The organism is Paenibacillus terrae (assembly GCF_000943545.1).
Classification (GTDB): Bacteria; Bacillota; Bacilli; order Paenibacillales; family Paenibacillaceae; genus Paenibacillus; species Paenibacillus terrae_A.
Genome location: NZ_JTHP01000029.1, coordinates 18,114 through 37,552 on the forward strand (window position 1 = coordinate 18,114; position 19,439 = coordinate 37,552).

16 protein-coding genes are annotated in these 19,439 nt (G+C 43.3%); 5 read left to right on the top strand and 11 right to left on the bottom strand.

Annotated elements, in window-relative coordinates; all coding sequences use genetic code 11:
• Nucleotides 1–36: 36 nt before the first annotated feature.
• A complete protein-coding gene (locus QD47_RS15015; RefSeq protein ID WP_044646900.1) occupies nucleotides 37–864 on the top strand; it encodes a flagellar motor protein in 828 nt (275 codons plus the stop codon).
• Nucleotides 848–1,660, top strand: coding sequence for an OmpA/MotB family protein (locus tag QD47_RS15020; protein WP_044646901.1), 813 nt, complete (start codon nucleotides 848–850; stop codon nucleotides 1,658–1,660). The genes QD47_RS15015 and QD47_RS15020 overlap by 17 nt, the downstream gene beginning before the upstream one ends.
• 231 nt (nucleotides 1,661–1,891) lie before the next feature.
• Here QD47_RS15020 and QD47_RS15025 read toward each other — a convergent pair whose 3' ends face one another.
• On the bottom strand, nucleotides 1,892–2,116 hold the full coding sequence (locus QD47_RS15025; RefSeq protein ID WP_044646902.1) for an aspartyl-phosphate phosphatase Spo0E family protein: 225 nt from the start codon (nucleotides 2,114–2,116) through the stop codon (nucleotides 1,892–1,894).
• A gap of 265 nt (nucleotides 2,117–2,381) precedes the next feature.
• The gene (locus QD47_RS15030; protein WP_044646939.1) at nucleotides 2,382–3,782 is read right to left on the bottom strand and encodes a hypothetical protein; all 1,401 of its coding nucleotides are present in this window, start codon (nucleotides 3,780–3,782) and stop codon (nucleotides 2,382–2,384) included.
• A gap of 254 nt (nucleotides 3,783–4,036) precedes the next feature.
• Here QD47_RS15030 and QD47_RS15035 point away from each other — a divergent pair, with 254 nt between their 5' ends.
• On the top strand, nucleotides 4,037–4,408 hold the full coding sequence (locus tag QD47_RS15035) for a helix-turn-helix domain-containing protein (RefSeq protein ID WP_044646903.1): 372 nt from the start codon (nucleotides 4,037–4,039) through the stop codon (nucleotides 4,406–4,408).
• A gap of 94 nt (nucleotides 4,409–4,502) precedes the next feature.
• Here the strand turns inward: QD47_RS15035 and QD47_RS15040 are convergent, their stop codons facing one another.
• Nucleotides 4,503–5,900 carry a helix-turn-helix domain-containing protein gene (locus QD47_RS15040; protein WP_044646904.1) on the bottom strand — a complete coding sequence of 466 codons (1,398 nt, stop codon included), beginning with the start codon at nucleotides 5,898–5,900 and terminating at the stop codon, nucleotides 4,503–4,505.
• A 43-nt stretch (nucleotides 5,901–5,943) separates the two neighbouring features.
• Nucleotides 5,944–7,341 (bottom strand): helix-turn-helix domain-containing protein, encoded by a 1,398-nt coding sequence (locus QD47_RS15045; RefSeq protein ID WP_044646905.1) that lies wholly within the window; start codon nucleotides 7,339–7,341, stop codon nucleotides 5,944–5,946.
• A 297-nt stretch (nucleotides 7,342–7,638) separates the two neighbouring features.
• Here QD47_RS15045 and QD47_RS15050 point away from each other — a divergent pair, with 297 nt between their 5' ends.
• Nucleotides 7,639–8,214 (top strand): RNA polymerase sigma factor, encoded by a 576-nt coding sequence (locus tag QD47_RS15050; protein ID WP_044646906.1) that lies wholly within the window; start codon nucleotides 7,639–7,641, stop codon nucleotides 8,212–8,214.
• Nucleotides 8,186–9,331: a DUF4179 domain-containing protein gene (locus QD47_RS15055; protein WP_044646907.1), complete on the top strand. Its 1,146-nt coding sequence runs from the start codon at nucleotides 8,186–8,188 to the stop codon at nucleotides 9,329–9,331. The genes QD47_RS15050 and QD47_RS15055 overlap by 29 nt, the downstream gene beginning before the upstream one ends.
• Before the next feature lie 57 nt (nucleotides 9,332–9,388).
• Here QD47_RS15055 and QD47_RS15060 read toward each other — a convergent pair whose 3' ends face one another.
• The 7 genes from QD47_RS15060 to QD47_RS15085 form a co-directional block, all read right to left on the bottom strand.
• Nucleotides 9,389–9,751: a hypothetical protein gene (locus QD47_RS15060; protein WP_044646908.1), complete on the bottom strand. Its 363-nt coding sequence runs from the start codon at nucleotides 9,749–9,751 to the stop codon at nucleotides 9,389–9,391.
• Between the two features lie 420 nt (nucleotides 9,752–10,171).
• Complete coding sequence (locus QD47_RS15065) at nucleotides 10,172–14,236, bottom strand: glycosyl hydrolase (protein ID WP_044646909.1); 4,065 nt, start codon at nucleotides 14,234–14,236, stop codon at nucleotides 10,172–10,174.
• A gap of 343 nt (nucleotides 14,237–14,579) precedes the next feature.
• Complete coding sequence (locus tag QD47_RS31650; protein ID WP_152643814.1) at nucleotides 14,580–14,699, bottom strand: glycoside hydrolase family 48 protein; 120 nt, start codon at nucleotides 14,697–14,699, stop codon at nucleotides 14,580–14,582.
• Nucleotides 14,700–14,988: 289 nt separating this feature from the next.
• Entirely contained in the window at nucleotides 14,989–15,372 is a 384-nt protein-coding gene (locus QD47_RS15070) for a hypothetical protein (protein ID WP_044646910.1), read from the bottom strand.
• Nucleotides 15,373–15,661: 289 nt separating this feature from the next.
• The gene (locus QD47_RS15075) at nucleotides 15,662–16,219 is read right to left on the bottom strand and encodes a class I SAM-dependent methyltransferase (RefSeq protein WP_044646911.1); all 558 of its coding nucleotides are present in this window, start codon (nucleotides 16,217–16,219) and stop codon (nucleotides 15,662–15,664) included.
• 176 nt (nucleotides 16,220–16,395) lie between these two features.
• On the bottom strand, nucleotides 16,396–17,706 hold the full coding sequence (locus QD47_RS15080; protein ID WP_044646912.1) for a serine protease: 1,311 nt from the start codon (nucleotides 17,704–17,706) through the stop codon (nucleotides 16,396–16,398).
• Nucleotides 17,707–17,871: 165 nt separating this feature from the next.
• A complete protein-coding gene (locus tag QD47_RS15085; protein WP_044646913.1) occupies nucleotides 17,872–19,338 on the bottom strand; it encodes a S41 family peptidase in 1,467 nt (488 codons plus the stop codon).
• Nucleotides 19,339–19,439: the final 101 nt, after the last annotated feature.

A 19,439-nucleotide genomic window follows, 5' to 3' on the forward strand; every position in this document is an offset into this window, starting at 1 on the left:
GCAAACGATAAGTCTTGAATAGGAGTGAATTAAATTTTGGATATCACCATCGTATTGGGCATCATCGCCGGAATCATAGCATTAATCGGTGGCTTCTTATGGGAAGGCGGACAATTTACAGGGCTGCTTCAAGGTACATCGGCTCTGATTGTGTTTGGCGGAACGCTCGCCGCAGTGGTCATCAGCTACCCCGCCTCTAAACTAAAGACCATACCAGCTGCCCTTCGGATGGCCTTTAGCCGTGAGGACAACCTCTCCGAGCAATATATTGAAGATTTGGTTTCCATGGCAGCCACCTCCCGCCGATCCGGAGTGCTTGCGCTGGAGCGTATTTCCTCAGAACATCCGAATGCATTTCTGCGCGAAGGTCTTCAACTGGTCATTGACGGAACCGAGCAGGAACAAATTAAACAAATTCTGGAACTCGAGTTAGATACCATTGAGCATAAGTACGAAGGATATGCCAAAATATTTGAATCTGCAGGCGGCTATGCCCCTACGATGGGGATTATCGGTACTGTGATGGGCCTGATCCATGTACTCGGTAGCCTGACCGAGCCGACAGCGCTTGGACCGTCTATTGCCGTCGCTTTTATCGCTACACTATACGGCGTTGCCAGCGCCAATCTGATTTTCCTGCCCATCGCATCCAAGATCAGAGCATGCAGCGAAGGTGAAATGGTCACGATGGATTTACTGCTGCAAGGCATTCTCGCCATTCAAAACGGAGAGAATCCGAAGCTTGTACGCAAAAAACTGGAGTTCTTTATCCGTTCAGAGCAAAATCTGGAGCCTAAGCCGCCTCGTCGCTCACGTTCAGAGGACGCTACTCCAAAGGAGGACTTCCATGAGAGCGCGCGCTAAGCGCCGCCAACGTCAAGGAGGCGGGGACCATCGTGACCGCTGGATGATTACTTACGCCGATCTGATCACACTGCTGCTCATTTTTTTCGTAGTAATGTACGCTATGAGCAGCCTGGATGCGAAAAAATACGATGTCGTTGTTCAATCCCTACAGGATACGTTCCATAAAGGCGATTCTATTTTGGAGCAAGGTTCAGGGATTACGGGTACTGCTGACCGTTACACAAGCAAGAATCCGCCCACAACCAAGCAACCTTCATCCGATAACAAAGCAGCCGGACCGACCAAACTGACCGAACGTGAGCAGGCATTTCGCAAGCAGGAAAAAGAACTGCAAAATCTGATGAGCGTCATTGAGCAATATATTTCGGATAATAAGTTGCAAGGTCAGATTTTCGTATCCGATCAGCCACGTGGTATTGTCATCACCCTGAACGACCGCTTTTTATTCGATCAGGGCAGGGCTGCACTCAAGCAAGGCTCTGCAAACACGTTATCCAAGCTGGCAAGTCTGTTCCGGGATTTGAAAACGCCGATCAGCATCGAGGGCCATACGGACAATATTCCGTTCACACGCTCTTCGAACGCTTCGACCTACAAGGACAACTGGGAGCTTTCCGGGGCACGGGCGCTATCCGTGCTTCGATTCTTTCTAGACAGAGAAGGATTATCTCCTACAGAATTTCAATACGCAGGTTATGCCGATACACGACCGGTTGGTGATAATACCACCGAGGCCGGACGACAAAAAAACCGCCGTGTCGAAATTACCGTACTGCGCCAGCTTCAACAGTAAATGCCAAAAACCTCCTCAGTCACACTCAACGTGAACCGGGAGGTTTTTGTATACATTTTATAGTTCTACATGGCTTCCGCTCTGATGACGCAGAACAATAAACCGTACGAACAGCGTTGTATAGAGCGACGTACGAGAGATGAGGGAGGTTATTTTGTTTAAGTCTATATTCCCACTATGTATTAGAAGCCAAGGTGAAGTTAGGTAAAGCCTGGTCATGATGCTGGAAAATCAATAAGATAAGGCAAACTCGTGTTGCTTCTCTCGCACTGGTGAAGTTTTGGAGATGCTCTGCTTGTGATAGCTATATTTCCAATCGCTGTACAAATTAAGGAGCCGATCCAACTCCATAGACTTGGTCAACACCTGTCGATCCTTCAATCCCACTTCTTTCGCCAAATCATTTAATTCCTTACGCTTTTCTTCGATGCAATCCTCCAATTCTTTCAATTTCACATCAACAAACCTCCTGTTTGGTATGGTATTTACAGTTAGTTTACAAGCTGATACCTTCCCCACAGGTTAATAATATAATAAAACCCATTTCATCCCTTTAACGGAATAAATCAAAAAAGCCAATCCGAGAGAATTGGCATAAAGAGTGTTAACTCTTTTTTTATGAATCTTATTGTCCATCTATGAAACTCAACCCATACCATGATTAAATAATATAATTCTATCTGAATGTTCTCCATTAATTGGATAATATAAAGGGAATATACTAAAGAATAGAATACCTAAGGCTAGTACCATGGAATAACCTTTTTTCATAGATATTCACCTCCTTAATTATATTTTCATATCTTTTCGTTTGCTCACTAGTCACAAACTCTCTGTAGACTTCAAACAATGCAACACATTGCTTAAAGTCGCTATCATTCCGACTAATTAATGATAAAGCAAGACAGTCCAGAACATAGTTTGTGCCTTTTTCAAAGCTGCTATTCTTATACTCATAAATTGCCCTTTGATATAAAAAACAACAATAATAGTTTCTATTCTTTACGTCGTCAAGAAATTTAAATTGATCAATCTCTGCTGAAAAACTTTCAAGCACATAATCTACTGAAAAGTTGTACATATTGGCTGACTCTAAGATAGTTAAAAGGCCAGATAATTTTTCTTCTGGGTGTTGATTGAGAAAAGTAATATATTCACCTAGTACCGCTCTCTTTCCTAAGAGCATATCCAGTGTATAAGAGTTTGCCTTTGCCCAAAGACTAAACATCTTTACATACTGCTCCCCCTCCGAATTAAGTCCCTTGAACCAACTTAAATCAGCATAGTTTTGTATATAGGATTGTGCTTCCTCAAACATTTCCATTTTCTGAAGAGCTGTAGATTTAGACAGGTAACCATATCCATAATAAAAAACAAGATTTTTCTCTGTTTTAAAGTCATCTTTAACTCTTCTTTTAGCATTATTCTCATATCGGTTTAAATAAACAGTTTTGGCAAGAGTCCACAGCTCATCCCCATATTTCTCTACGCTGTCCCATTTATGTAGGTAAAAATAAGTATTGATAATTTTTAAAATTCCATCTAATTGATAATTCTCTGGTAAGCGATTTCGATAAGGAATAAATCTCAGTACGGCTTCCAAATTTCTCTCCATATCTTGGCCTACCGAAGCAACAAACAATTTATAGTGACTAATCGCCAAGCGTTCTGAGTGCTGGTACTTTTCATTCTCAATCACGCACTCATAAAAGGGAATTGCCTCTTGTAACTTTCCTGCTTCGTAAAGTTCTTCTGCTAAAGCAAAGATCGTTGGAATATGATTAAGATCCTCCATTAACCGTGAAAGCACCTTCTCCACGCACCGCAGATTTCCTACCTCAACACAACGAATCAGAAATGGTTTAACCCTTTTCCAATGAGGTCTTCCATCATAAAAGCATTCATCCACATACAATTCATACAACCAATCTTCGGGATAATTCAGTGCCTTAGTGATTAAATCCATTTGTCTAACGGAAATAGGTTTAGGCGGATTTCCGTTAAGCATAGCACTAAATATGCCCCGATTAAGACCCGTAGCTTGTCCAAAACTATTAAAAGTGTAACCACCAAGTTTTAATTCTTTTTCAATCTCCGAGCGAATCGTGGTTGTATTTTCCATTAAAACACCCCCCGGCATATTCAGATGATTTTTTAAATCACCCTCCTCGACAAACAATTACAATATACTAGAAATTATATGAATAAATTGGATGATGGTCAACCCCTTTTTTACACCGTTTTAATATTTATTGGAATTTAATGTGTGTTTAATAGTCTTTATAAGAACTTATTATTATACCATTTAGGCAATGCAATTACCTCCACGCTTGATCTACCTTTGTCTACACTCATACTATAGGAGTGTGGATGTCTATGGAAACAACAAAACTCATAGGAGCGAAAATCCGCCAATTTCGGACGTTGCGTGGTATTACACAAGAACAACTGGCGGAAGCATCCGATTCAACAGGTTCCTATATCGGCAAGTTGGAGCGCGGTGAGGTCAATGTACAGATTAAAACTTTGGAGAAAATAGCCGAAGCGCTGGAAACAAACGTATTTGCATTTTTTGACTTCAACCCATATGAGGAACTTCGAAGTCAGCCTTGGATATGGGAATGTGTTCATTTACTGTCCAAGCAGAATGAAGCCGATCAAAATAAGGCATATCGGATATTGAAGGAACTGTTCACCTCTTCAGAAAGCGGGCTTACAGCAAGTAACCCCGATAAGTCCAGCGAATAACGAAAAAAAAATTTTCCGATTGGTCATGAACATAATATTTCAAAAGGGCTATGTTACTCTACCTTAGTAGTAGGTTACATAGCCCTTTTATGTTCTAAGAAGTCATCTGCTTGATGTTACACTCCACTGCTTTAATCACTTTTTCATATTCTGTCCGCTGTTCATGTGTCGAATGATCCTTATATTTCTCAAACAATAATGTGATGGACTTGATATAGTAAGCCTTATCATTTAACTGTGAGGATGCTTTGAGACTATTCAACATACTGTCGATCGCCTCAGAGTAGCTCCCTTTATTAAAATAGTAGCGACTAATCTCAAGAAAAAAGTGAGAATAGGTCATCAGATTATAATTTGTATGATAGTAAGAAATATTTGTACGCAAGTCCCTAAATTCATTAATATTTTCTTCAAAAAGGAGCAGAATATCGTCTATAGAGTGATTGTAATTATTGGCCGATTCCATAATGGTCAATAGCCCATGTAATATTTCCTGAGGATTTTTCCTAATAAGTTCAACATAGGCGGGTAATCTAGTCATATCTCCCATTAGAATTTCTAAATTCAAACGGTTTGCTTTAGCCCACATTTTAAATTTCCGCGCCTCTAGCATTCCAAGCTCATCTAGCCAGTCACAGTCAATTAAATCTTCATAAAAAGGGATGAATCCCATAGCTTTTTCATATAGCCCTTGTTTTTCAAGCATGTTCCCTTGCATTAAATATGCTTGACCATAATACACGATTAGATGTCTTTCCGTGTTTAGAAATTTTACTTCACGATTTTTTATTCTCGCTTGAACTTGCTGCTGATAAATATTTGTGGCTAGTACTCCGAGTTCTTTCGCGTATTGTATAGCTGTCTCACAGTCATAAACTTGAAAGTATACATTTGCCAGCTTTAAAAAAGCATCCAGTTGATGATTCTCAGGTAAATTCTTACGAAAAGGAGCAAATTTAATAGCCAGTTGGCAATTGTTCTCTAAATCCTTGCTTAAAGAGTAAGAAAATAGTCTATACTGGCTGATGGCTAGTCGTTCCGAGTGGTAATATCTTTCGTTCTCTACCACACACTCGTAAAAGGGGACAGATTCCTTTTCCTTTCCTGCTGCGTGTAGTTCTTCTGCAAGCTCGAATATGGTCGGCACATAGGACAAGTCCTCTGTTAGCCTCGACAACACCTTTTGGATGAATTCCTGTCTCCCCAACTCCACACAACGCAACAGAAACGGCTTAATCCGCTTCCAGTGCCCTTTCCCTTCATAAAAACATTCTTCTATGTACAACTCATACAGCCAGCCTTCGGGATAACCCAACGCCTGAGTAATCAGATCCATCTGTCGAACGGAGATCGGCTTGGGTGGGTTGCTGTTCAGCATGGCACTGAATGTGCCACGGTTAATACCAGAGATTTTACTAAAACTGCTAAAACTATAGCCCCTTTGCTTCAATTCTGTCTCTATCTTTGAGCGGATCGTAGGTGTATGTTCCATGTTCATCCCCCCTGTGTGGTCAGATAACAAGATAAATATTAGTTTAGGGAACCATTTGCTTCATACCATAACGCACTTCTTCAAGTACTTTTTCATATTCTGCAAGTTGTTCATGTGTAATATGGCCTGTTAATTTTTCGAATAACAAGGTTACTCCCTTAATGAATGTACTCTTCGTATTTATTTGAGAAGATACTCTGAGGCTTTTGATTATATTATCAATAGCTTCTGAATATCTGCCTGTATTGAAATAGTAACGCGCAAGTTCCAAATACAAGCGAGAATAATTCCATAAAAGTGTGCTTATTTGATAGTGTGAAGATTTTGAAACGAATTTCTTATAGTCACCAATTTCCTCAGAGAAAACATCTAGAATACTATCTAAAGAGAAATTGTACTTATTTGCCGACTCTATAATAGTGATTAATCCATGAGAAATTTCTTGGGGATTTTGCTGTAAAAGCTCGACATAAGATGCTAAGCTGCTAACCTCTCCAATTAAAACTTTTAAATTAAGAAGATTAGCCTTTGCCCACAATTGGAGTCTTTTCACCCCTTGCAGCCCATTTTCATCCAGACCTTCAAACCACGTTAAATCTTCATAATAGGGGATGAATTTTAAAGCCTCTTCATACAATCCTTGATTCTCCAACGCATTTCCGTGCAATAAATGCCCTAAACCATAGTATACGACTAGAGGCTTTTCAGTATCGAAGCTATCCAGTTGCCTGTTTTTTGAACGGTTATAAACCTGTTGATGATAGACACTTATAGCCAGTGTACGGAGTTCTGTCGCATACTTTATTGCAGCCTCCCAATTACTTGCGTTGAAATAAACATTAGTTAACTTTAATAATCCATCCAACTGATAATTCTCTGGCAAACTTTTGCGGAACGAATTAAAGATAATAGCAGCCTGTAAGCTGCTTTCTAAATCTTCGGTAAGCGAGTAACAAAACAATCTGTATTGACTGAGCGCTAGTCGTTCCGAGTGGTAATACCTTTCGTTCTCTACCACACACTCGTAAAAAGGAACTGATTCCTTTTCCTTTCCTTCTGCGTGTAATTCTTCTGCAAGTTCAAATATGGTCGGTACATAGGACAAGTCCTCTGTTAGCCTCGACAATACCTTTTGGATGAAGTCCCGTCTTCCTAGCTCCACACAACGCAACAGAAACGGCTTAATCCGTTTCCAGTGTCCTTTTCCTTCGTAAAAGCATTCATCTATGTACAACTCATACAGCCAGCCTTCGGGATACCCCAACGCCTTGGTAATCAGGTCCATCTGCCGAACGGAGATCGGCTTGGGTGGGTTGCTGTTCAGCATGGCGCTGAATGTGCCACGGTTAATACCAGATATTTTACTAAAGCTGCTAAAGCTATAGCCCCTTTGCTTCAATTCTGTCTCTATCTTTGAGCGGATCGTAGGTGTATGTTCCATGTCAATCCCCCTCAATAAGTTTTGGACATATCATAAGTGATACTTTATATGTAAAATCCATCCTATAGGAAACTCATTTTAATACAAAATCACGAAAATAGTGAAATATATGGTCTATATAGTCACTTTAATTGATGATGCCTTAGAAAGAAGTCTTTTTTAAACGAATCCCGTGATAATTGAAAAGTTGAATGAAGTACATAAAGAGAAGCATTAAAAGCAAACTTTAAGTTTTTTTATTTGAATGTCACAAATGCATCCCTTTTTCAGTTATATAGGCAGAAAGGAGGGAAGTTAATGGAAAAACTATATGTAAATAAGCAAGATGCAGATATCAAGCTTGTAATAGAACAGGTACAAACGGGCGACAAACAAGCATACACACATATCATACGGCGTTATCAACAACAGATTTTTTTATATTGCTACTATTTACTTAAAAATCAGGAAGAAGCGGAGGATGCTGCTCAAGAAATATTCATCAAAGGGCTTGAGTACATCCATCAGTTCGTACCTACAGTTTCTTTTTCAGCTTGGCTTTACAAAATTGCTCAAAATCATTGTAATGACTTATTAAAAAGAAACACTAGAACGTTTAAATCCTTCATCCAGTATAAATTGAACCTGAAGCAACAACCAATACACGAATATACAGATTTAATTCACGAGTTAATGGATCAGCTAACGTTAGAAGAGCGACAAATCTTATTGTTACGCTCACTGGAGGAATACAGCTATGAAGAGATTGCTACAATTATGGAACTAAAACCATCGGCCATCCGAAAAAAATATGAGCGACTCCGTAAAAAACTAATTCACCAAAAGGAAAAGGGAGGAAAAAAGTATGAACATTCCTTTAAAACCGGAAGATAAAGAAATCGAGCATTTACAAAAGCTTATTCGGGATACTCCATTACAAGTGGATTTAATTGATAGAACTATGGAACGCTTTGAGAAAGTAGGCACAAGACGATATAAGCGATCTAACATTCGACCAAAAAGGACACGTAATACAATTATTGTGACTTCTATTATGCTTGCAATGACATTTATGCTGGTGGTTGGTACTGGCTTCATTTCCCCGACAATGGCTGCATCTTTAAAACAAATTCCAGGTATGAATTCTATATTCCAGCTAGCTGGTGATCTTGGTTTACAAACAGCGGACGAAAAAGGACTGCTATCAAAACCAAATCTTAGTGACACCCATGATGGTCTGACTCTCAGCGTACCAGAGGTCATATTCGACGGAACACGAGTATCTATAGCATTAGAGCGAAAAACTTCCGATAAAAGATTTTTAAACACCGAATTACCCTTATTACTTGATGATTTAATACTTTCCATTAATGGCGAAGAAATTAATTCTTCTTATGTACCTACAAACACCAGCAGCTCCATTGACTCATATACGATACCTGGAAAAAATTCGAATTCAACCATTATACAATTTTCAGATTTACGTAATCAAGGAGGAAAACCTTTTCCAGATAAGTTTGATTTAACAATTTCCATGCCTGTCTCCGGCATTAAGCAGCCATTTAAAATAGAAATTCCTGTGGAAAAGAATACTAAGAAGAACTTAGTTTTTACACCATCCCTTAAGCGAGAGTATAAAAACATTGATTATACTCTAGAAAAAGTTGAGCTCACGCCGATTACAACCAGCATCACAACTCGCATAAAGCTACCTGCTAATTCAAAAATTTCTTCGTCACTTCCTTTGTTTTTGAGTTATGAAATTTACGATGATAAAGGAAAGCAACTAAATTTTATTAGCAACAATGGTTGGAGTGCAACTGATGGCAACGTTCTGATAAATGATTCACGATTTGAACCTTTCCTCTCTCTTCCCAAAGAAATTACTATAAAGGTTTACAAATCTATCTTAAAAAAGGGTGATAGGAGTAAATTCGAACTAGGGAAAGATGGAAATCCAAAAAAGGAGTATTTCCCTGATTTAGAAATTACTTACCCAATTAATCCATAAAAATTAAGTAAGTGAAGGAAGTGAAGCGTACTTCACCTCCTTCACTGCATACAAATACTATCTTTCAACCTTAAAAGTATAAACCCCAAGTTTGTCTCCATTAGATTTATATGCCGCCACTTGAGCTGTTCCGTAACCTATCATTTTAGCCTTATTGCCATGAAGTTCGACAACATCACTTCCGTACAAAATCATCCAATTTGAACCTTCCATTTTATATGTGCTACCTATGCCTAAACGAAGTACGGGACTATCCTGCTTTGTAATGGGTGCTTTTTCTCCTGTTGCAAGTTCAAAAGTTACTGTCACTGTTGCTGGTTTTACATCTGATGCCGTTGAACTTACTGGTGAAGCGGCAGCTACTCCTCCTAATGATAACGCTAGCGCAGAAATTGATAATGCTAAGATGGCTTTTTTCATTTGTCATTTCTCCTCTTTAATAGTCTTCTTTCTAAGCTACTAAATGCCTTGCTTTATGTCTGTGACTACGTTTCTGTTGTTCTCAAGCTATTAGTACTTTACTAATCAAACATTGAACTTCCAAGCTATTATAGACATCAAGATATCAACCTTTTCATTTCCCCACCTCCTTTCTTCTAATTAATTCCATTGTAATTCTTGATGTGTTACAAGAACGATAAAAATAAACAAATAATTTCTTTTTTTACAAAATAATCAATAAAAAAGACCAATCCTGTAAGATTGGCCTAGTCTAATTGCATATGATCTTGAAGAGTCTTCATAGAAACTGGTGGCTTAAACCAAGAAAAGAACGTAATGCCCCCCTCTCTTGGCAAATAATCGGTTGATTCACATGTTGCCGTATAACGGACGCTTGTCTTAATTAGCTGTCGGTTCGGTTCCCCAAACAAGTACGCCATTATGATACAACGTAGCTTTTGTATGATCAGCATATGAAGTTTGCGTGCCTTTATACGAGTAATCGTCACTTTCGTTATAGTTCGACCAGTCTGTTTTATTCATACGGGTTTGAATTTCGCCCGTGCTTCCTCCAGGTGCTAACACGCCTGCATTCGAGTTGAAGCTGATTTCCAAATAATAATCAGCGCCGGTTACGGCTTTATCCATTTTAACCAGCTTACCATTCAGCTTCGAGCAGCTCAGCATCGCATAGTCGCAGTTGAATGTCTGCGCGCGGTCGCCGTCAATCGTGTAGTAGTAGCGAATTTTCAACTCGTTGATCGGTACGGAGTTTGTACCTTTGTTTAAAATTTGGAAATACGGCTTCAAGTTATTGTCGTTCACATTTGTATCCGCTGCGCGATACTGGAGCAACAGTCCCTTGGTCGGCTCCTGAGCATCCGCTTTCGGCGCTGCGCTAGCCGTGTTCGAAACCGATTGTCCTGCATTGTTCTTCGCTACGACTTGGTAGTAGTACGTCGTGTCTGCCGTTACGGCTGTGTCGGTGTAGCTTCTTCCGTATACATCGCTCGCTACTGTGGCGAACGCGCCGTTTTCAGCCGTCGAACGCTTCACTTCATAGCTTACCGCATTCGCCGATGCTGTCCAGCTCAGCTTTACTTTCGCCGTTTCGCCCGCTGCGTTCAGCGTGAAGCTACCCGGTACTGACGGCTGTTCGGTAATGCCATACGTTTTTAAGTTAGTCGGGAGCTTTTCAAGCGTAATGACGTTCGGATGATTATACACTTTTTTCAGATGCTCAAGGCTGTTTTGTTTGCCGTCTCTCAGAAAATCCCCATACCATGTAGCAAACCAGCTCCAATGGGCTTGATACGCCTTCATCAAATCAGGATCCGGGATAGGTCCGTTTTCGCTCATGGCAACTAACTTTTTGTCCTTGCCCAATGCAACAAGGTCTTCATATTTTGCAATTTGCGGGCTGTAGTCGCCTGCTTGCGGATAAGAGTCAAAGCTCAAAATATCCACATACTCGTCTCCCGGATACCAATCCGGAGCAACAGAATTCCAAACCCAGATCAGATTGTTCAATTTGTGCACATGAGTCAAACGGTCGTGCATCAAAATATACAATTTCTTAACAGGCTCAGGACCTTTAGCGCCCCACCAGAACCATTTGCCTTCCGCTTCGTGTAAAGGACGGAACAGGACAGGAACTTTCGCATCCTGCAACTTCTTCAATTGCCCTGCAATCACATCGATGTCGCGAATAAGCAATTTATAATCTTCGGACTCTGGATTATTCATCGCATATTCTATATCGAATGTAGTCGAATCGGCATAGAAGCCTCTCCACCATTCTTTTCCCGGCGTATCGATAAGATCTTTCGGCGCGTTCCAGTGCCATGCAAAGGTAACAATGCCCCCTTGCTTATCCCATGCAATCGCCTTTTCCGTCTCTGTGGAACTAAGACCGTGTTCCGCTCTGCTTGGCGAATAGTCAATCAGGTCAAGCGCCGCAATAGCCGGCTTTTTACCTACATTTGCTTGAAGCCAATCAATTTCGGGCATATCCTCTTGACCGGAAAGCATATTCTTCCCGTATTGATCAACCAGGTAGTTCATCAATGCTTTTGCTTCTACCGTCGCATTCGGATTGATGAGCGTTTTGGTTACCGCATGCGGTGGACGGTCAGCAGCAGGCTCCAGCTTGACGTAGTCGATATCGTACCAGCCCCAGCCTGTTTCAAAACCGATCGTATTCGCCCCTGCATTCAACAGAACCTTACCACCGGAAGTTTCTTTAAAATCAGCCGATTTCCAAAGTACCAGCTCGCCAGACGCTTTGCCGTTTAAAGAGAAATTCGTGCGTTTGTCATCATGAGGAGAACGGTAGCCGATTGTAAGATTGTACAAGCCTGCCGTTGGAGCCTGAATCGTCATCGTCAGGGAATCCCCTGCATTGTGGAAATTAGTTACATAACCAGTACCTGAGAAGCCGGTCCCGCTGGATTCCACAATGGTTCCCTTCAGCGTGCCATCTTCGGCTTCATAGCGAACAGGACCGTCTACAGGCGTCCTCGGAACCGCTTTCAAGACATTGGATTCGCTCGTTCCCGCATTTGTTTTTGCGGTTACTTTATAATAGTAAGAAGTGCCGTTCGTTACGTTAGTATCCGTATAAGACGTTTCGATCAAGTTGGATGCTACAGCAGTAAAAGGACCGTTTTCATACGTTGCCCGCTGTACACTGTAACCTACAACTCCGCTGGAAGCGTCCCAGGACAAATCGACTTTCCCATCGCCAGCCTCAGCTCTCAGCGCAAAGCTTTCAGGACCTTCCCCAGGTGGCACAGACGTATCATTGCCGGCAGTCAACACGATGTGATAAGCCGTCAAAGGCGGTACTGTATAGGTGAAGCGGTTGCCTGAAATTTGCGTGATTGGCGCTGCTTCCTTAATTTGCGAGCTATTTTTGTCGAAGCCCCATACTTTACCGGAACCGTAAGTCGTCTCGCCGGAAAGATCGAATTGGGCGTCGAATGCACTGTCCATGCTTTTATTCATGACAACGAGGTGCAGTTCTTTGTAGGATGCATCCGTTACGGAAGCATGCACCGAGCTATTGACAATATCCGACGTTTGCGCATTAACGCTGATACCACCGAAAGTAGAGCTTTTTCCGTCATAATTGCGGTAAAGCTTGTAAGCGGCACTAACGTAGTTGTTGGCACCATCCTTTAACTTCCAGTAGTTTGCCATATAAACATCGTTTTTGCCCAAGATGCCCAGCACATCGGTCATAGCGATACCGCCGGAAATATCATTTTCGCCGCCATAGCTATACTCGGTCAAAGCCAGCTTGGTTCCTGGGTAATACTTATCCACCGACTGCTTCAATCGAGGTAGTAAAGGCAAGAATTCGCTGTTCCATTGAGCGATCCAGCTATCTTCCTTGTAGGTCGGATCCCACAAAGTACGAGGCGCCTGCATTCTGGCTTTCTTCGTTTCGTCGTTGCCTACCTCATTTGTAATTCGTATGCCTCCGCCCATCGCTTCGGGATACCAGTGCACATCGAAAACATCCAGCAATCTCTTGCCTTCGGCTTGCGAGCTGAGGCGCATTTGATCCAGGTAATAGTCCACGAACCAACTGTAGCTGCCTTTTACAGAGTTCCAATCAGGTGCAGTTTGAAGATCTTTATAGGCGCCAAAACCGTAAAGAACCGGCCCAAAAATTTCCGCACCCGCGTCAACCGCTTTAACAGCTCTGGATAAACTTACCGACCGATCTACCAACTCTTTCGCTCCGACATTTTCACCATGAATGCGCGGATGCGTATGCGACCAGAGAGCGGGTTCATTGTCGAGCGCATATCCTTTCACACCCGTCTTTGTTGAAGCAGCACCGTACTTTTTCACTAAAAAGTTGACGAATTCATCCGCATAAACCTGATTGTCATTCAGATCAGGCTGCAGTTGAAACGGCGCATTTTTAGCGTTTACGACCTGATTCCAACGAGCGGAAGGAGCCTTTTCGCTTTCCTGCACACTTCCATTTCCATCCTTGGCCACATAACCGGCCATCGGCAGCGTAACTAAAGAATAAGTGCCTAGCTTCAGCGATTGATCATGAAACGAAGTCGTCACCGCCCCCGGCTTTTCACATTCAGCTTTTGTCAGACCGCCATTGTTGCATAAATAGTTATCGCTGGATTGCTCCCAATCGCTTCCCGCATTGGACATATTGTTTTCCCAGTTATATCCGGTCATTCGATTGCCACCAAGTCGTCTGGCAGTCAGATTCTCATCGCCTGCCAACTCCTGATTCGTACCGTAAATATAAGGGCTAATAGGCTTACGATCCTTGGATGTATCAACTTTAATGGTAACGGTCTTTGCCGTTTGACCGTGAACTACAGTTGGACCCGGTAGTGCCCCCCCTACTATAATCGTGCATGCCATGACGACAGGCAGCCATTTGGAACGTTTGAACCAAATACTACTACTATTTTCCACCTTCATGCCGCTTTCCTCCTTTAAGTTTGAAAAGAGCGGCACCCATACGAGTGCCGCTCCGTCAGGCTTTAAGGCTACTGACCCCAAACGAGTTTATCGTTCTGGTACAGCGTCACCTTACTCTAATCTGCAAATTAATTTTTTTTGTAGGATCGTAGGAGTATTCATCTGCCACATTGTAGCTCGTCCACTCGTTTTTGTTGATAAGCGCTTGAATTTCGCCAGTCGAAGCTCCAAGTATCCGGTTGACTACACTCTCTCCTCTCCGTCCGAAATCCAGAATTGGCCCGGATCTTCAAGTATTGCAACAGCCGTATTCACACCGCACATGATGGGTTTGCCGTTTGCATCAAGGTAGTACCGTTACCGGCTTCTTGTTGACAAATGTGTAATAGTACAGCTCTGCTATACGTTCTACCGACCAAGCCTGCATATCGAACCATTTGTTGGACAGAAGGTCCATATACATAGATTATTCCATATAGCCATATAGTAGAACATGAATTCGCTGCAAAGTTGTTCTAGCTATGTCACAGCCTTTCTTTGAAACTGTACAAACTTCGATAGGTTATCTATTTATATTTAAATCATAGTGGTGTAAGAATGCTGCATTGCCTTCCAATGCTTTTACGAATACTTAAAAGTCATATTGCTTTATGTAGCTTTTATCATCTCAAAATAAAAAAAGAATGGTTGAGTAAACACGGAGCCTGATAAACCATTCCTCATGGAAAATTTTTGATTCACACCCATCTCCCCTACCGTACCTTGTCCTTTTGAATAAGCTCATAATAGATGCGTGCAGGCTCTGATTCTCCAGTGGATAAAATATATTCTGCCAAGGGGGCGCACAGCTTTTGAAGATAGAAGGAGTATAGCAGCTCCGCCGTGTCAAAATGAATTTTCAACACCCGTTTCATCAATCCTTCAAATTTGGGGTAATCCAGTTCTTCCGGGGTGATGTCAAACGGGTATTCGGGAAAGGTTTTTTTCTGGATTTCGATGAATTGCTCCCTAAGCTTTGGTTGGTTGCCTGATCGCGCGGCTGAGAAATTCATCATAAAAAACGATATAAAATCTGTCTCACGATCACTTAATTCATAATACTCACACCAACGCATGAACATCAGCGGTTTTACCATATATTAATCCCCTTTTAACGAAAGTTCAGATTAATCGTTGAATCACACAAAATCTAACAGGTTCCAGCATATGTAATATATAGGTTAAGTCCCATTTTAAAATATGATTCCTTAAACAAATTTTGCTTTTTAACATATCCCCCCCTATCTTACATCTCCGTAAATAGCCTACCAAGAACGCTCAACAAAAAAGACCTTTTCAACATCTTAATGACGCTGACCAGGTCTTCTCATGAAAATCCGTATCTTTACATTCGTGTTTATTCTAATCCTCTACATAGCTGACAAATTACAGACTGCACGTGAAAACATAGGCGGGCGGGACGTTGTAATGTACCTTTTTGATCTGGATGTCACCAAAGAAGGTACGAAAAAAATTGTGTTTTACCTTACTATACTGGAACGTAATAAATTTGCCCTCCTGACCCAATACTTCAGCCGTTTGTCCCAAAATCAGGCTGGATAAGGCGGCAGGCAAGCTGGTAAAAGGGAGTCCTGATACGATGTAATCCACTTTCGAGACATGATACTGTGTCATATACCGGGCTACATGCTCGGCCGATCCATGAATGACGTGTACTTGCTCCAAGTGTCCGTACTTGCTTTGCAATGTTTTGTAAAACGATTCATTGGCCTCAATCACTAGCAATAGCGTATCCGGGCGCTTGTTCTTAATCAGTTCTTGTGTAAACACACCGGTACCTGCACCATACTCAATGATGCACGATGCTTGGTCAAAGTAGATCGGTGTGGCAATTTGCTTGGCCAACTGTCTTGAGCTTGGTATGATAGCGCCTACGCTGCGTGGATGCCTGATGTACTCTCGAATAAAGTGAATCGCATTCATCTTTCCCTCTCCCTGCTTGACACACATAATAGGCATTCGGTTCATCAATATATCGAATTACATATTCATTGTATCTTGATCATAATAGTCATTTCAAGCAGGCTACTGTCTGAATATAAAAAGAGGACAGCCTTATTCAAATCTAGTCAAATAAAACTGCCCTCTCGCTGTACCATCTATTTTTCTATCGTGTCCAAACTTGGACTCTCCGTCTTGGATGCCTGTCCACCTTTGCGCCGCCGTGCGCCCAAGTGCATGGCAACAATCCGGTAGATTGAGGCAGGGCGTATGGATACGGCCCAGTTCGCGTCCGCATCCGGTGCAAGCACGACTCCCAATTGGTGGTGATCACCATCGTACATGCCGCGCTGCACAAACTTGCTCTCACCTTGAAGATTGCGTACCTCCAGCTTGCAAAAAGCGGAGTTGATCCGCAAGGCTTGGTGCAGCTCGTTACGACTGTTCACGACGACGCTGTTCACGCGGTAAATGGCCTCGCCGGGCAGAATGCCCATCGCCGTCGCCGGACTATCCGGCAGCACAGCCAGTACACGCAACCCTTGCTCCGGATGAACAAACATAGGGCTGAGGCGGCTCTCTTCCATGTTGCCGTACCAGATCAGCACCTCATGGGCCAGGAAAGAGAACAATGCTGCCACCAGCGTCAGCGGACTCCACCACGCCGCCAGCAGGCTCAGCAGGAGCAAGGCTACACTGTAGAGAAGCAGGCGGTTGGACGTTAGCACCGCCTTCTGGCGTGGCAACTGGCCTAACGTCACGCTGCTGAAGCCCATAAGAACAGGCAAGGCTGCCAGCATATATCCGGTTCCATCACCAAACAGCGGCGTCCACGGAAGCGCAAAGCCTCCCTGAACAGGAACCAGAAGCAACAACGGAATGGGCCAGAGGTCTTCCATCCGGTAGCCACCAACCAGCCTTCCCCGCTTGCCCTCCACGAACAGTGGAGTTGCGGCCTTTCCTCCCTGCCAGCGAACCAGTAGCGCCTCAGCCACATGCAGCACAGCAACCAGTACCAGCAACGCAGGAATATCCAATCCACGGATGGCTGCCACCGATGTTCCAAGCGTTCCCACAGGCTGCCAGCCCTCTGCCACGTTCAAAGCAAACTGGGCTACACCCAGCAGGCCCACCGAATAGGCCAGGCACAGGTAACGCACGCGCACCAGCATAAGCAGCAATGTAGTCACCCACAGGCATACGATGGAAGCCGAGGTCAGATGCACACTTACGAACATTCCCAGAGCGGACAGGGCCAGCCCCGCGATTAGACCACTCCAGACTACGCGCCATGTCTCTCCCGCCCAATTGTGCAGCCTGGTATGAAAGAGCTTGCGCTCCAGCAGCATTTGCCGACGGTAGCTAAGCGCGACAATGAGTATCGAGATATAGTAAAACGGCTGCAAAAGCAGGTACAAACAAGCATTTAGAACGCTCCATCCCCATTGTAAAGCCCATTCCAAGTTCATTCACACTCCTTATGCCCCTGGCCCGCTGTTTAGCGGATCACGTACATTTCATATCCATTTATTCTATATGAAATTGCCAACGTAGGGAAGACAATCCGGCAGACTGCAAATAAATCCCAAAATAAAAGGAGGCTGTTTCCAGCCCCCTTTGTTGTAGCCTTATTATTATTTCGCTGCGCTGGTCTTCATTTCCTTCCGAATCTCTTCAATCCCCTGCTTGAGTTGATTGTCGTTTTTCGGATCACGGATTTTTTCGATCAGCTTGGCTTCCATCGCCGCCGCTGTCTTCGCATCAATCACACCGTTAGCCGTCAGCTTCGCCTGTTTTTGAAAAGCAAGAACGGAGCTTTCCGTCACTTTATCAAAATAGCCGTCTTCGCGACCCGGCTTGTAGCCCAAGCCTTGCAGAATGATTTGCGCATTTTTCACATCGCCGCTATTCATGTTGTATTTCAACGGCTTTTCCTTGTTCAATGGTGCTGCTGTGAAGAATTCAGGCTGTTCCACCGCGATATCCGGCTTAATGCCTTTTTTATGAATCCACGTTCCATTTGGCGTCAGCCATTTGGCAATCGTGATTTTAAGCAGGCTACCGTCGCCCATTTGCTTGTCATAGCTGGTTTGTACGGTACCTTTACCAAAGGAATTTTCCCCGATCAATACTGCGCCAGCCGATTGCTGGAGAGCGCCTGCCAGGATTTCGGACGCGCTTGCGCTACCTTTATTCATGAGCAGCGTCACCGGATATTTCTTGCTTGATCCTTTGGATTTCTCTTCTTCACGCTTCTGATTCTTGTCTTCCACTTGCACGATCGTTTTACCAGAAGGTACAAATTGCTGTGCGATATCAATCACGACGGAAAGTACGCCGCCCGGGTTATTACGCACGTCGATGACGAGCCCTTTAAGTCCTTGTTTTTCCAGCTTCGCGAGTTCTTCTTTAAAACGATCTGCTGTATTCAAGGAGAACTGGGTAATCGTGATTACACCTACACCGCCGCTTTCCATATGAGCCGTCACGGTTTCCATATCAATGCTGTCACGGGTAATGGTATATTCCATCGGATCAGGAGAGCCGCTGCGCTGGATTTTGACCTTGGCCTGACTACCTTTAGGTCCACGTATTTTGGAAACGGCCTTGTTCAGATCCAATCCGTCCAGCGTTTCACCGTTAACGGACAAAATAATGTCCTTGGAGCGCAGTCCCGCCTTCTCGGCCGGTGAGCCTTTAATTGGCGTTACCACGACCACTTTTCCGTTTTCTGCCGCTACCTCGGCCCCGATTCCGGTAAAGGAGCCTTCAATGGACTGTTCAAACTGCTGTGCTGTTTCTTTGCCCATATAAGAGGAATATGGGTCGCCGAGCGATTCCATCATACCGTTGATGGCTCCGTCCACCAGCTTGGTACGGTCAACGTCCTGATAATATTGCCCCTGGATCAGATCCATCGCTGTCTCGATTTTGCGGATATCACTTCTGGAGGTGGAACTGCTACCTGTCACGCTCGCCAGCAGTCCTTCGCCCAGAGCGCTGCTTCCCACTGTCGTCGTTCCAGTATAAGCAAAAGTGAGCAGGCTACCGCCAAGAAGCCCAATCACCATCAAGAGTACCGCTGTACTTTTTTTCAACATCTAATCGTCCACCGCCTTCTATTGATCTTGTATACTATTGCCTTACAACGCATATCCATCCACGCAGTATACGTCTAGCTTGTACGGAATATGTTAATTGT